The 13,726-nt window shown below is 74.1% G+C and carries 10 protein-coding genes; 4 read left to right on the plus strand and 6 right to left on the minus strand.

Features of this window, described 5'->3' with window-relative positions:
• Positions 1 to 2,048, minus strand: a 2,048-nt coding sequence (locus ABT299_RS32405; protein WP_500253054.1) for a sensor histidine kinase, incomplete at its 3' end; no start/stop codon positions are given.
• Between the two features lie 292 nt (positions 2,049 to 2,340).
• On the opposite strand from ABT299_RS32405, the gene ABT299_RS32410 reads away from it, so the two are divergent.
• The gene (locus ABT299_RS32410; RefSeq protein ID WP_500253055.1) at positions 2,341 to 3,852 is read left to right on the plus strand and encodes a M20/M25/M40 family metallo-hydrolase; all 1,512 of its coding nucleotides are present in this window, start codon (positions 2,341 to 2,343) and stop codon (positions 3,850 to 3,852) included.
• A gap of 79 nt (positions 3,853 to 3,931) precedes the next feature.
• Here ABT299_RS32410 and ABT299_RS32415 read toward each other — a convergent pair whose 3' ends face one another.
• Together ABT299_RS32415 and ABT299_RS32420 are read right to left on the minus strand one after the other, a co-directional pair.
• Positions 3,932 to 4,738: an SAM-dependent methyltransferase gene (locus tag ABT299_RS32415; protein ID WP_500253056.1), complete on the minus strand. Its 807-nt coding sequence runs from the start codon at positions 4,736 to 4,738 to the stop codon at positions 3,932 to 3,934.
• Positions 4,739 to 4,775: 37 nt separating this feature from the next.
• Positions 4,776 to 6,062 carry a PP2C family protein-serine/threonine phosphatase gene (locus ABT299_RS32420; protein ID WP_500253057.1) on the minus strand — a complete coding sequence of 429 codons (1,287 nt, stop codon included), beginning with the start codon at positions 6,060 to 6,062 and terminating at the stop codon, positions 4,776 to 4,778.
• A gap of 175 nt (positions 6,063 to 6,237) precedes the next feature.
• Between ABT299_RS32420 and polA the strand changes: the two genes are divergently transcribed.
• Positions 6,238 to 8,868, plus strand: coding sequence for a DNA polymerase I (gene polA, locus ABT299_RS32425; RefSeq protein WP_500253058.1), 2,631 nt, complete (start codon positions 6,238 to 6,240; stop codon positions 8,866 to 8,868).
• Between the two features lie 22 nt (positions 8,869 to 8,890).
• On the opposite strand, the gene ABT299_RS32430 is transcribed toward polA, so the two are convergent.
• Positions 8,891 to 10,078 (minus strand): acyl-CoA dehydrogenase family protein, encoded by a 1,188-nt coding sequence (locus tag ABT299_RS32430; protein WP_500253059.1) that lies wholly within the window; start codon positions 10,076 to 10,078, stop codon positions 8,891 to 8,893.
• A 65-nt stretch (positions 10,079 to 10,143) separates the two neighbouring features.
• Between ABT299_RS32430 and ABT299_RS32435 the strand changes: the two genes are divergently transcribed.
• Positions 10,144 to 10,827, plus strand: coding sequence for a GntR family transcriptional regulator (locus tag ABT299_RS32435; protein ID WP_500253060.1), 684 nt, complete (start codon positions 10,144 to 10,146; stop codon positions 10,825 to 10,827).
• Positions 10,828 to 10,854: 27 nt separating this feature from the next.
• Here the strand turns inward: ABT299_RS32435 and ABT299_RS32440 are convergent, their stop codons facing one another.
• Both ABT299_RS32440 and ABT299_RS32445 read right to left on the minus strand, forming a co-directional pair.
• A complete protein-coding gene (locus tag ABT299_RS32440; protein ID WP_500253061.1) occupies positions 10,855 to 11,976 on the minus strand; it encodes a 5-methyltetrahydropteroyltriglutamate--homocysteine S-methyltransferase in 1,122 nt (373 codons plus the stop codon).
• A gap of 172 nt (positions 11,977 to 12,148) precedes the next feature.
• Complete coding sequence (locus ABT299_RS32445; RefSeq protein WP_347257106.1) at positions 12,149 to 12,826, minus strand: GntR family transcriptional regulator; 678 nt, start codon at positions 12,824 to 12,826, stop codon at positions 12,149 to 12,151.
• Positions 12,827 to 12,925: 99 nt separating this feature from the next.
• Between ABT299_RS32445 and ABT299_RS32450 the strand changes: the two genes are divergently transcribed.
• Entirely contained in the window at positions 12,926 to 13,705 is a 780-nt protein-coding gene (locus ABT299_RS32450) for a DUF1932 domain-containing protein (protein ID WP_500253062.1), read from the plus strand.
• Positions 13,706 to 13,726 lie beyond the last annotated feature (21 nt).

Here is a 13,726-nt window from a genome sequence, read left to right on the forward strand (position 1 = left end):
GGGCCGGGCAGCGCGGGACGCGCCGGGCGGGCCAGGCCGCGCGGCGCCCCCGTGGCGGACCCGACCGGGTGCGCGACCAGCGGCGGCTCGGCGCCGCTCAGCAGCTCGTGCGGCTCGTCCAGCACCACCAGCGAGTGCGGGACGAGCACGATCGCGGTCGTCCCGCCGTACGGGGACGGCTGCAGCGACACGCTGATGCCGTGCCGGTCGGCGAGCCGCGCGACGACGAACAGCCCGAGCCGCTCGGTGTCGACCAGGTCGAACTCCACGGTGCTGGACAGCCGCCGGTTCAGCTCGTCGCGCTCGTCCGGGTCGAGCCCGACGCCGCGGTCGACGATCTCGACGGCCAGCCCGTTCGCCACCGTGTCGAGCTTGACGGTGACCTCGGTGGTCGGCGGGGAGAACGACGCGGCGTTCTCGATCAGCTCCGCGAGCAGGTGGATCACGTCGGCGACGACGGTGCCGGTCACCGCGGCCGACGACGCGCCGGTCACCTCGACCCGGGTGTAGTCCTCGACCTCGGCGATCGCCGCGCGGATGACGTCCTCGGCGGACACGGGGTGGTCCCAGGCGCGGACGGTCGGCGAGCCGGACAGGATGACCAGGCCCTCGGCGTGCCGGCGCATGCGGGTGGTGAGGTGGTCCAGCCGGAACAGGTCGTCCAGCTCCTCGGGGCTGGCGGCGCGGCGCTCCATCTGGTCCAGCAGCCGGAGCTGGCGGTGCAGCAGCGACTGGCTCCGCCACGACAGGTTGACGAAGACCCGGTTGATGGCGGCGCGCAGGTCGGCCTCGCCGACCGCGGTGCTCACCGCGGTCCGCTGGACGGCGCCGAACGCCTCGCCGACGAGCGCGATCTCGCGGGTGCCGCCGATGACCGGCGGCGGCACCTCGGCGTCGACGTCGACGGGGTCGCCGCGGCGCAGCCGGGCCACCACCCGCGGCAGCCGCTCGTGCGCCAGCTCCTGCGCGGTCCGCTGCAGGTGCCGCAGCTCCTCGGTGATGCGGCGGGCGAACAGCAGCGACAGGGCCACCGAGGCCGCCACGGCCAGCAGCCCGAGCCCGCCGATCAGGTAGAAGGTGAGCATGATCCGGCGGCCGGCGGGCTTGACGTCCTTGTTGCTCACCTGGTCGCCGGCCTTCGCCGCGGCCTGCAGCCAGACCGGCGACAGCGCCGCGATCGTGGTGCGCCACTCGCGCTGGGACGGGGCGAACCCGTTGTCGACCACGGCGTTCTCCAGCGCCGTGTAGGCGGTGTACTGCGACGAGTTCGCCAGGTCGTCCATGATCCTGGCGATCGGGCCGTCGCCGGCGGCGCGGCCGAGCTCGAAGAACTGGGCGCGGGTGCTCGCCCAGCCGGCGAACGTGGTCCGCTCGTCGGAGCCCAGCGCGCCGCGCTGCAGCCCGGACACGAGGTCGGCCTCGCGCAGCATGAACTCGCGCGCCCAGTAGTTGTCCAGCAGCGCGTTGGTCTGCTGGTACACCGGGACGGCGTTGACGCTGACCAGCGTGGTGAGCACCCGGATCGTGCCGTCGATGATCTTGCTGTAGCCGCCGATCGCGCCGAGCGGGGTGGTGCCGTCGACGCGGATCTGCGCGCGCAGCGACTCCAGCGCGTCGAACGCGCCGCTGAGCGTGTGGACGCGCCGCTCGACGGCGTCGTCCATGGCGCCCGCGGCGTCGGAGGAGAAGGCCGACTTGCGGAACGCCGCGACCATCGTGTCCGTCCGGGCCGCCTGCTCCTTGAACTTCGTCTCGCTCCCGGCCTTGGGGTGGGCCAGCGACGCGACGGCCGCGGAGCGCTCCTGCTGCATCGCCTCGATGACGGTGGTGGCGGGCAGCCCGACCTTGTCGTAGACCGTCGCGAAGTCGTACCGCTCGAACGCGTTCGACAGCGTGACGCCGGTCGGGACGAGCCACAGGACCAGCAGCGAGGCCAGCGGGACCGACAGCAGCAGCGCGATCCGGCGCCTGATGCTGCGGGTGCGCGGCCGGCCGGTCCGGATGCGCGGACGCCGCGGCGTCGCGGGCGCCTGGTCGGGTCGCGTCACCGGTTCACTCCCTGTGTCGTGCGTCGTGGAGCTCGCTCCGTCGCCGAGCTGCAAAGGCCCGCAGCATACTGAGTCGGATTTATCGCTGACCAGGGGTATCAACTGCTATTTATCGGATGCGTACGCGCAGTGACCTCGACATCGGCATGGAAATGGGCGGAAACGGGAGGGCGCGGGCGGAGCTGGCCGCTTCCGGCAACGGCCGCGGATTGGCAACTCTAGATCTTGTTGGGTGTAAGCCCACATGTCACGCTTCGTGAAATTTGTCCCCCCATGCAACGGAGCCACGGTCATGCGCAGAGCCGCGCTCGCCTCCCTCCTGGGGCTCTCGCTCGCCGCCACCGCGCTGGCGGCGACCGACGCCCAGGCCGCCGGACCGGACAGGTCCAAGCTGGCCGCCCTCGTCACCCTCAAGGCCGTCCGCCAGCACCAGCTCGACCTGCAGAAGATCGCGGACGCCAACGGCGGCAACCGCGCCGCCGGCCTGGACGGCAACAAGATCACCATCAAGTACATCGCCGACCAGCTGAAGCGCTACGGCTACCACCCGACGGTCCAGGACTTCACCTTCGACTTCTGGCAGGAGAACGCGCCCGCGACGTTCGCCGAGACCGCGCCGACCCCGAAGACCTTCACTCCCGACACCGACTTCGCGACGCTCCAGTACTCCGGGTCCGGCGACGTCACCGCCGCCGCGACGCCCGTCGACCCGGAGGCCACCGGCAACGGCAGCGGCTGCGAGGCCGGCGACTTCGCCGGCTTCCCGAAGGGGAGCATCGCGCTGATCCAGCGCGGCGGCTGCTTCTTCTCCGTGAAGGCCGGCAACGCCGTCGCCGCCGGCGCGAGCGCCGTCGTCATCTACCAGCTGCCCGGCCAGCCGGGACCGGTGGCGGGCACCCTCACCACGCCGTACTCGATCCCCGTCGTCGGGCCGACCAACGCGGTCGGCACCGACCTCGTCAAGCAGGCGCAGAACGGCGGCGTGACGCTGCACGTCAAGACCGACACCACCAACCAGAAGCGCGCGGCGGCCAACGTCATCGCCGACACCCCGCGCGGCCGCGCCGACAACGTCGTGGTGGTCGGCGCGCACAACGACAGCGTCACCGCCGGGCCCGGCATCAACGACGACGGCTCCGGCACCGCGACGCTGCTGGAGATGGCCAAGCAGATCCACAAGCTCGGCTCCAAGGTCCGCAACCAGGTGCGGTTCGCCTTCTGGGGCGCCGAGGAGGAGGGCCTGCTCGGCTCGCAGTACTACGTCGACAACCTGCCGCAGGCCGAGCGGGACAAGGTCGCGCTGATGCTCGACTTCGACATGCTCGCCTCGCCGAACTACGTCCGGTTCGTCTACGACGGCGACAACAGCGAGGGCGGCAACAACGTCGACACCCCGCCCGGCACCGGCGCGATCGAGAAGGCGTTCACCGACCACTTCGCTGCACGCCGCCTCGCCACCGACCCGACCGCGTTCGACGGGCGTTCCGACTACAACGCCTTCATCACCGCGGGCATCCCGGCGGGCGGCATCTTCACCGGCGCCGAGAAGATCAAGACCGAGGAGCAGGCGAAGGTGTACGGCGGCACCGCCGGCGTCGCCTACGACCCCTGCTACCACTCCGCCTGCGACCGCTACGACAACGTGAACCTGCAGGGCTTCGACCAGATGATCGACGCCACCGCGGCGGTCACCGAGCTGTTCGCCCACAGCACGCTCACCGTCAACGGCAACGCGCTCGCCCGCAAGCAGGCGGCGGCGAAGCCGGCCGCGCCGACCCGGGTGGGCTCCTACCTCACCCGCTGACCGCGCGTTGAGCCGCGGCGGGTCGCCGTTATGGCGCGTTCATGACGGCGACCCGCCGCAGGCGAACGGACCGGCGGGGTCAGGGCTTGCGGCCGACGCCCACCAGGAACCAGAAGCGGGACGGGTCGTCCGGCACCTCCTCCGGCGAGTCGGGGCGCCAGAGCGGGCCGTGCACGAGACCGGGCTCGACCAGGTCGAAGCCGGTGAAGAAGGCGCCGATCTCCTCGGCGGTGCGCAGCGTCGGCTCGCCCTGCACCACGGCCCGCCGGTACACCGTCGCGACCGCCTCGCCGGTCTCCCGCTTGTGCGTGCCGTGGCTGACGGCCAGGTGGCTGCCCGGCGCGAGCGGCGCGGTGAGCTCGGCCAGGATGCCGCCCGGGTCCTGCGCGTCGGTGACGAAGTGCAGGACGGCGACCAGCAGCAGCCCCACCGGCTCGTCGAAGTCGATCATCTTCCGCACGGTCGGGTGGCCGAGGACGTCCGCCGGGCGGGTCAGGTCCGCCCGGATCACGGCGGCGTTCGGGTCGCCGTCCAGCAGCGCGGTGCTGTGCGCGACCGCCACCGGGTCGCGGTCGACGTAGACGACCCGCGCCGCCGGGTCCACCCGGCGGACGATCTCGTGCACGTTGCCCTGCGTCGGGATGCCCGAGCCGATGTCGAGGAACTGCCGGACGCCGGCCTCGGCGGCGAGGTACCGGACGGCCCGCACGAGGAACGCCCGGTTCGCCGCCGCGATCGCGCGGGCCTGCGGCTCGATGGCCTCCAGCGTCCGGGCGATGTCGCGGTCCGCGGAGAAGTTGTGCGCGCCGCCCAGCAGGTAGTCGTAGACGCGCGCGACGCTCGCCTGGTTCGGGTCGATGCCGGTCGCCCAGTCCGGGTCGTTCAACGGATCCCCTCTCGTTGTGCGGTCGCGCCCCGGCCGGTCAGGTGCCGGTGCGGACGAGCATCACGGTGACGTCGTCGTGGTTCGGCGGGACGACGAGCTTCGCGACGATGTCGGCGCACGCGTCCTCCAGCGGGCCCGCCCGGCCCGCGAGCGCGGACCGCAGCGCCGCGATCCCCGCCTCCAGGTCGCGGGTGCGGGTCTCGATCAGCCCGTCGGTGTAGAGCACGAGGGTGGACCCGTCCGGGACGGCCACCCGGGTGTTCTCGTAGTCGGCGCCGTCCAGGCCGAGCGGCAGCCCGGGAGGCAGGTCGAGGACGTCGCAGTCGCCGTCCGGGCGCAGCAGGATCGGCGGCGGGTGCCCGGCGCGGCAGATCTCGGCGGTGCCGGCGGCGGGGTCCAGGACGGCGCACGCGCAGGTCGCGAACTGGACGGGGCCGATGTCGGGCGAGATGCGGTCGAGCCAGGTGAGGATCTCCGCCGGGTCCTTGCCGAGCATCGCCAGTGTGCGCGCGGCGGCGCGCAGTTGCACCATGGCCGCGGCGGCGGCCGAACCGTGGCCCATGGCGTCGCCGATGACGAGCGCGAGCCGCCCTCCGGGCAGCGGGACGACGTCGCACCAGTCGCCGCCGACGAGATTGGCCCGGCCTGCGGGCACCGACCGGTGCGCCACCCGCACTCCGGGGACGGCGCCCGGCGGCAGCGGCAGCAGCCCCGCCTGCAGCGCCCGCGCCGCCGCGTGCTCGCGCTGGTAGCGGCGCGCGCCGTCCAGGCAGCGGGCGGTCAGGGCGGCCAGTTCGGCGGCCAATGCGGCGTCCGCGTCGGTGAACGGTCCCGCCGCCTTCCCGCGCGCGAACGCGGCGAGCCCGAGCACGGCCTCGCCCGTCCGCAGCGGGACGAGCAGGAAGTCCACCAGGTCGGCGAGCCGCTCGCGGGCCGGGCGCGGCGGCGGCACCCGCGGCTCCAGGACGAGGTGCCGGTCCAGCTCGCCGAACCGCTGCGGCGCCCCGTCGGCGATGCACGCGGCGTAGGCGCTGCCGGCCGCGAACACCACCATCTCCCCGGCCGGGAACAGCGGCTCCAGGTCGGCGCCGGTCGCGCCGACCGCGATCCGGCGCGTCTCCACGGCCCGGACGCCGGGCGGGCGGGGCGGCTCGTCCCCGACGATCAGCTGCTCGGCGACGTACACCCCGACCGTGTCGGCGAACCCGCCGAGCGCGACCGCGACCAGGTGCCGCGCGACCCGCTCCATGTCCAGGACGCCGGCCATCCCGGTGCTCGCCGCGCTCAGCAGCCGGAGCCGGTCGGGCTCGGATTCGGCGTTCACGTCGTACGCCTCCCGCGGGCGCTCGGTGAATCGTGACGAGGGGCGCTGAATCGTGCAGACATGATCATTTCGTGCGCCCGGCGGCCGCCGCAAGGGCTTCGCGGAAGCAGCCTCCGCTTTCCGCCGCCCGGCCCGGCCGCGCCGCCGGCGCCCGCGCGGCTGCGAGGATGGGGACATGACCGACCGGCCCCGCCTGCTGCTCCTGGACGGCCACTCGCTGGCCTACCGGGCGTTCTACGCCCTGCCGGTCGAGAACTTCAGCACGACGGCGGGCCAGCCCACCAACGCCGTCTACGGGTTCGCGAACATGCTGGCCAACGCGCTGCGCGACGAGCGCCCGACGCATCTCGCGGTCGCGTTCGACGTCTCGCGCCGCTCGTTCCGCACCGAGGCGTTCCCCGGGTACAAGGCGACGCGGGCGCGCTCGCCCGAGGAGTTCGGCGGGCAGCTCGCCGTCCTCGACGAGCTGCTCGGCGCGATGAACGTCCCCGTGCTGCGGGCGCCCGGCTACGAGGCGGACGACGTCATCGCGACCCTCGCGACGAAGGCCGCGGCGGACGGCCTGGACGTGCTGGTCGTCACCGGCGACCGCGACGCGCTCCAGCTCGTCAGCGAGGACGTGACCGTCCTGTACTTCTACCGGACGGCGTCGGAGATGATCCGGTACACGCCGGAGGCGGTCGAGGCGAAGTACGGGCTGACGCCCGCGCAGTACCCCGACTTCGCGGCGCTGCGCGGCGACCCCTCCGACAACCTGCCGAGCATCCCCGGCATCGGCGAGAAGACCGCCGCGAAGTGGATCCGCGAGTACGGGTCGCTCGCCGGGCTGCTGGAGCGGGCGGACGAGGTGAAGGGCAAGGCGGGGGAGCGGCTGCGCGCCGCGCTCGACACCGTCCGGCTGAACCGGCGGCTCACCGAGCTGGTCCGCGACGTCGAGCTCCCCGTGGACGTCGGCGACCTGCGGCGCCGGCCCTACGACATCGCCGCCTTCACCTCGCTGCTGGACGACCTGGAGTTCCGCAACGCGAGCCTGCGGCAGCGCCTGTTCGCCGCCGACCCCGGCGGCGGCCGTCCCGCGGAACCCGCCGGGCCCGTGCTGCGCGGCCGCGAACTCGGGCCGGACGAGCTGGCGCCATGGCTCGCCGAGAGGGCGACCGGACTGGTCGGGCTCGCCGCCGACCACGTATGGGCGCGCGGCTCCGGCGACGTCCACCGGATCGCGCTGGCCACCGCCGACGGGTTCGCCGCCGCGTTCGAGCCGTCCGCCCTCACCGCCGCCGACGAGGCCGCGTTCGCGGGGTGGCTCGCCGACCCGGACCGCCCCAAGGCGGTGCACGACGCCAAGGCGCTGCTGCGCGTGCTGCCCGAGCGCGGGTGGCGGCTCGGCGGCGCCACCGTGGACACGGCCATGGCCGCCTACCTGCTGCTGCCCGGCCTCGCCGCCTACGGGGTCGCCGACGTCGCGGCCCGCTATCTCGGCCGCCGCCCGCCCGAGGACGGCCCGGAGGGACTGATGCTGCGGGCCGGCGCCGTCCTCGACCTGGCCGGACGGCTCGCCCCCGACCTCGCGTCCACCGGGATGGACGAGCTGCTCGGCGACGTCGAGCTGCCGCTGTCCGGCCTGCTGGCCCGCGCCGAGCGCACCGGCGTCGCCGTGGACGCCGGGCTCCTGCGCGAGCTGGAGCGGCACTTCGCCGACGGCATGGAGCGCGCCGCCGACGACGCCGCCGAGATCGCCGGGCACCGCTTCAACCCCGGTTCCACCAAGCAGCTCCAGGAGGTGCTGTTCGGCGAGCTGGGGCTGCCGAAGACCAAGAAGATCAAGTCCGGGCACTCCACCGACCTGGACGCGCTGACCTGGCTGGCGACGCAGACCGACAACGGCCTCCCGCGGATCCTGCTGCGCCACCGCGACCAGGCCCGGCTGCGCGCCACGGTCGCGGGGCTCGTCCGGGAGATCGGCGCGGACGGCCGCATCCACACCACCTTCCAGCAGACCGTCGCGGCGACCGGGCGGCTCACCTCCACCGAGCCGAACCTGCAGGTCATCCCCGTCCGCACCGAGGAGGGGCTGCGGATCCGCCGCGCGTTCAGGCCCGGCGACGGCTTCGACGCGCTGCTGACCGCCGACTACGGGCAGCTGGAGCTGCGCGTCATGGCGCACCTGTCCGAGGACCCCACCCTGCTCGCCGCGTTCGCGTCAGGGGAGGACCTGCACAGCACGATGGCGGCGCGGGTCTTCCAGGTCGCCCCGGAGGCGGTGACGCCGGACATGCGCCGCAAGATCAAGGCGATGTCGTACGGGCTGGCCTACGGGCTGTCGGCGTTCGGGCTGGCCAAGCAGCTCGGCATCGCGATGGCGGAGGCGCGGCCGCTGATGGACGCCTACTTCGCGCGGCTCGGCGGCGTCCGCGACTACCTGGAGGAGGTCGTCGCGGAGGCCCGGGTGACCGGCTACACCCGCACGCTCCTCGGCCGCCGCCGCTACCTGCCGCACCTGACCAGCGACGACAGGCAGCGGCGCGAGACCGCCGAGCGGATGGCGCTGAACGCGCCGGTGCAGGGCTCGGCCGCCGACATCGTCAAGATCGCGATGCTGCGGGTGGACGCGGCGCTCACCGAGGCCGGGGCGCGCAGCCGGCTGCTGCTGCAGGTCCACGACGAGATCGTCCTGGAGGTCGCGCCGGGGGAGCACGACGCCGTCCGCGACCTCGTGCGCGCGCGGATGAGCACCGCGTACCCGCTCGCGGTCGGCCTGGACGTGGCGATCGGCATCGGCGCCGACTGGGCCGCCGCCGCCCACTGACGCCCGTCCGCCCGGCCCGCCGCTACTGGAAGGCGGACTGGCCGGTGAGCGCGCGGCCGATGACGAGCGAGTGCACCTCGGAGGTGCCCTCGTAGGTCAGCACCGACTCCAGATTGGCGGCGTGCCGGATGACGGGGTACTCCAGCGTGATGCCGTTGGCGCCGAGCAGCGTCCGGCAGGTGCGGGCGATGTCGATGGCCTCGCGGACGTTGTTGAGCTTGCCGACGCTGACCTGCTCGGGCGTGATCGTCCCGGCCTCCTTCAGGCGGCCGAGGTGGATCGCCAGCAGCAGCCCCTTGCCCGCCTCCAGCGTCATGTCGGCCAGCTTCTGCTGCGTGAGCTGGTACGAGGCGAGGGGGCGGTCGAACACCCGCCGCTCGCCGACGTAGTCGAGGGTGGTCTCCAGGCAGTCGAGGGCGGCGCCGACCGCGCCGAACACGATCCCGAAACGCGCCTCGTTCAGGCAGCTCAGCGGCCCGGACAGGCCGCGCGCCTCCGGCAGCACCGCGTCCGCGGGCAGCCGCACCTCGTCCAGCACCAGCTCGCTGGTCACGCTGGCGCGCAGCGACAGCTTGCGCTCGATGTCGCGGGCCTCGAAGCCGGGGGTGCCGGCGGGGACGAGGAAGCCGCGGATGCCGTCGTCGGTGCGGGCCCACACGACCGCCACGTCCGCGACCGACCCGTTGGTGATCCACATCTTGGTGCCGGACAGGATCCAGTCGGCGCCGTCGCGGCGGGCCCGGGTGCGCATGCCGGCGGGATCGGAGCCGAAGTCGGGCTCGGTGAGGCCGAAGCAGCCGATCGCCTCGCCGCGCGCCATCGCGGGCAGCCACTGCCGCTTCTGCTCCTCGCTGCCGTGCTTCCAGATCGCGAACATCGCGAGAGAGCCCTGCACCGACACCAGGCTGCGCAGGCCCGAGTCGGCGGCCTCCAGCTCCAGGCAGGCCAGGCCGTAGGAGACGGCGCCCATCCCGGCGCAGCCGTAGCCCTCCAGGTGCATGCCCAGCACGCCGATGGAGCCGAACTGCCTGGCCAGCTCCCGCGCCGGGATGCCGCCCTTGTCGAACCACTCGGGCAGGTGCGGGCGCAGCTCCTTGTCGCAGAGCTTGCGGACGGTGGCGCGGATCTCGCGCTCCTCCTCGCTGAGGAGCCCGTCGATGCCGAACAGGGCGGTGGGGTGGACGGTCCTGGCGCGCGGTGAGGTCGTCATGCGCGGGAGTCTAGTATTGGATCCAATATCCGTGATCCAGTGACCCCGCGTGAGATGGTGGCCCGATGACCGTGCAGCGCACCCGGCCGCCGACGGCCCAGCAGTTCGTCCTCGACGAGCTGCGGCGCGCCATCACCAGCGGCCGGCTCCGCCCGGGCGCGCCGATCCGGCAGGACGTGGTGGCCGAGGAGTTCGGCGTCAGCCGCGTCCCGCTGCGCGAGGCGCTCAAGACCCTGCAGGGCGAGGGCCTGGTCACCTACCGCGCGCACCGCGGCTACTACGTCGAGGAGCTGTCCCTCGGCGACCTGCGCGAGGTGTACCGCATCCGGACCCTCCTCGAGGAGGAGGCGGTGCGCCGCGCGGCCGCGCTGATGACGCCCGCCGACCTCGCCGCCCTCGACCGCGCCGAGGACGAGGTGGAGACCGCGGCGCGGGCCGGCGACGTGCTCGCGATGGCGGCGGCGAACCGGGCGTTCCACATGGCGCTCTACGAGTACGCGGCGATGCCGCGCCTCGTCCGGCTCATCCGCACGCTGTGGGACGCCACCGACGCCTACCGCTCCATCTACTACGGCGAGGGCGTCAACCGGGAACGCGTCGTCGGCGAGCACCGCGCGGCCCTCGCCGCGCTGCGCGCCGGGGACGCCGACGAGGCCGTCCGCGTCCTCGACGTGCACCGGGCGCACGCGGTCACCGCCCTCGAACACCTCATGGCCGAGCCCGTCCAGCAGCCCGCCGAGACCGGCTAGCCCGCCCCGGGGGCGTCCGGGCGGAGGTCAGCCCCAGACCTCCTCGGCGGTCTCGGCGATGAGCCGCAGCTTGGCGAACTGCTCGCTCGCCGTGAGCACGTTCCCCTCGACGGTGGAGGAGAACCCGCACTGCGGCGACAGGCAGATCTGCTCCAGCGGGACGAACCGGGCGGCCTCGTCGATGCGGCGCTTCAGCTCGTCCTTCGACTCCAGCTCGCCGCGCTTGGTCGTGACCAGGCCGAGCACGACCGTCTTGCCGGGCGGGACGAACCGCAGCGGCTCGAAGCCCCCGGAGCGCTGGTCGTCGTACTCCAGGAAGAACCCGTCCACGTCCAGCTCAGAGAACAGCGCCTCGGCGACGAAGTCGTAGCCGCCCTCCGCCGTCCACGACGAGCGGAAGTTGCCGCGGCACATGTGCGTGGTGACGGCGAGGTCGGCGGGACGTCCCGCCAGTGCCGCGTTGATCTGCCGGATGTAGCGCAGGTGCAGGTGGTCCGGGTCGTCGCCGCGCTCGGCGATCATCGCGCGCTGCTTCGGGTCGTTGAGGTAGGCGAGGCTGGTGTCGTCGAGCTGCAGGTACCGGCAGCCGAGGTCGGCGATCCGCCGCACCTGCTCGGCGTACGCGGCGGCCAGGTCGGACCAGAACTCCTCGACGTCCGGGTACACCTCCGGGTCGATCGCCGCGGGCCCGCCCCGGTAGTGGACCATGTTCGGCGACGGGATCGTCAGCTTCGGCGTGACGCCCTCGCCCGCCGCGTCCCGCAGGAAGCGGAAGTGGTCGGCGAAGATCGTCTCCTCGAGGCGGACCCGGTCGTGCACGCGCAGCGCGGCCGTGCTGAACTCCAGGTCGCCCGACTCGTTGCGGAACCTGACCTTGATCTGCTCGTCCGCCGGGCTGATCCCGCCGAGCCGGTAGATGAAGTCCATGTGCCAGGACGTGCGGCGGAACTCGCCGTCGGTGGCGGTCCGCAGCCCGGCCTGGCGCTGCATCGCGACGGCGTCGCGGATCGCGGCGTCCTCCACCTCGGCGAGGCGCCGGCCGTCGATGCGGCCGCGGGCGTGGTCGTCGCGCGCGGCCAGCAGGTCGGGCGGGCGCAGCAGGCTCCCGACGTGGTCGGCGCGGAAGGGCGGGCGTGTGCGCGGGGACATGGCGGCTCCCTGACCGAGACGGTGCTGCCGGAACGGGCTCCACCGCCAAATCTAGGCACTCCGGCGACGGCGATCAATCCGCCGCCCAGGATCGCCCTGACCGGCCGCGAGAGCAGCCGGCCGGGACCGCCGCCCGCGCAGGGGCCGCGCGAGGGCGACGGCGGAGCCGTCGTCAGGGCGCCAGGCCGTTGCCGTGCGGCCGGGTGCGGTCCGCCTCGGGCAGGGTGCGGATGACGCTGCGCAGGTGCTCGCGGGCGGCCCGCTCGGCGGCCTCGGGGTCGCGGGCGCGGATCGCCTCGATGATCGCCAGGTGCTCGGGCAGCGACACCGCCGGGCGGCCGGGGTGCATCGCCAGCTTGAACTGGTGCCGGACGCTCTGCGCGCGCAGCCGCTCCAGCACCTCGGCGGCGGTGCGCTGGCCGCTGATCGCGCGGATCTCGCGGTGCAGCCGCTCGTTGAGCCGGGAGTAGCCGAACACGTCGCCGGACGCGACCGCGGCGCGCATGTCCTCGGCGATCCCGGTCAGCAGCCGGACGCCGTCCTCGGTGACCCGCTCGGCGGCCTTGGCGGCGCACAGCCCCTCGATCACCATGCGCAGCTCGCTGATCTCGATGGCCTCCTCCAGGGAGATCGCCCGGACCCGGGCGCCCCGGTTCTGGACCCGCTCGATCAGGCCCTCGTTGGCCAGCTCCAGCAGCGCGGCGCGGACGGCGGCGCGGCTGGCGCCGAAGCGCTCGGCGAGGTCCGCCTCGACCAGCCGCTGGTTGGGCACGAACTCGCCGGAGAGGATCGCCTCCCGGATCCCGGTCGCCACCGGGCGGCCGGTGTCCTGGTCGTCGGCAGTCGGCACTGTCCCTCCCGTGGAACCCGTGCGAAGATATTGTCGCCAATTTTGGCGCGACCCTCAGTCTAGCGGCGGGGCCGCGCCACCGTGGTCGAGGAGGCTCGAATGTCGCAGGGTACCGGGCGGCCGCCCGTCGTCGCCGTGCTCGGGCTGGGGGAGGCCGGCGGGGCGATCGCGCGCGACCTGGTCGCCGCCGGCGCCGCCGTCCGGGCCTACGATCCCGCCGTCGCGGCACCGGACGGGACGGTCGCCGCCGCCGGCGAGGCGGACGCGGCCGAAGGCGCCGACCTGGTGCTCAGCGTGAACAGCGCGCACGACGCCGCGGCCGCGCTGCGCGCCGGGATCCCGGGTGCGGGCGGCGCCGTCTGGGCCGAGATGAACACCGCCTCGCCCGGCCTGAAGCGGGAGCTGGCGGCGGCCGCGAAGGCGGGCGGCGTGCGGTTCGCCGACATCGCGATCATGGCGCCGGTGCCCGGCCGCGGGCTGTTCACCCCCATGCTGGCCAGCGGCGACGCGGCCGCGGACGCCGCCGCGATCCTCACCGGGCTGGGCGCCTCCGTCGAGGTGATGGACGCCGAGGCGGGCGCCGCCGCGACCCGCAAGCTGCTGCGCAGCGTCTTCTTCAAGGGCCTCGCCGCGTCGGTCGTGGAGGCGCTGGAGGCGGCGCGCGCGGCGGGCTGCGAGGACTGGCTGCGCGGCAACATCGTCGAGGAGCTGGTCGCGGCGGGCGAGCCGACGGTGGACCGCCTCGTCGCCGGGACGCACCGGCACGCCGTCCGCCGCGCCGCCGAGATGGCCGCCGCGGCGGACATGCTGGTCGAACTGGACGTCCCGCCCACGATGGCCGCCGCCAGCCGCGACCTCCTCCGCCGCCTCTCCTCCTGACCCTCCCCGCCGGCGTGCCGC

The organism is Spirillospora sp. NPDC000708 (genome assembly GCF_040299565.1).
Classification (GTDB): Bacteria; Actinomycetota; Actinomycetes; order Streptosporangiales; family Streptosporangiaceae; genus Spirillospora.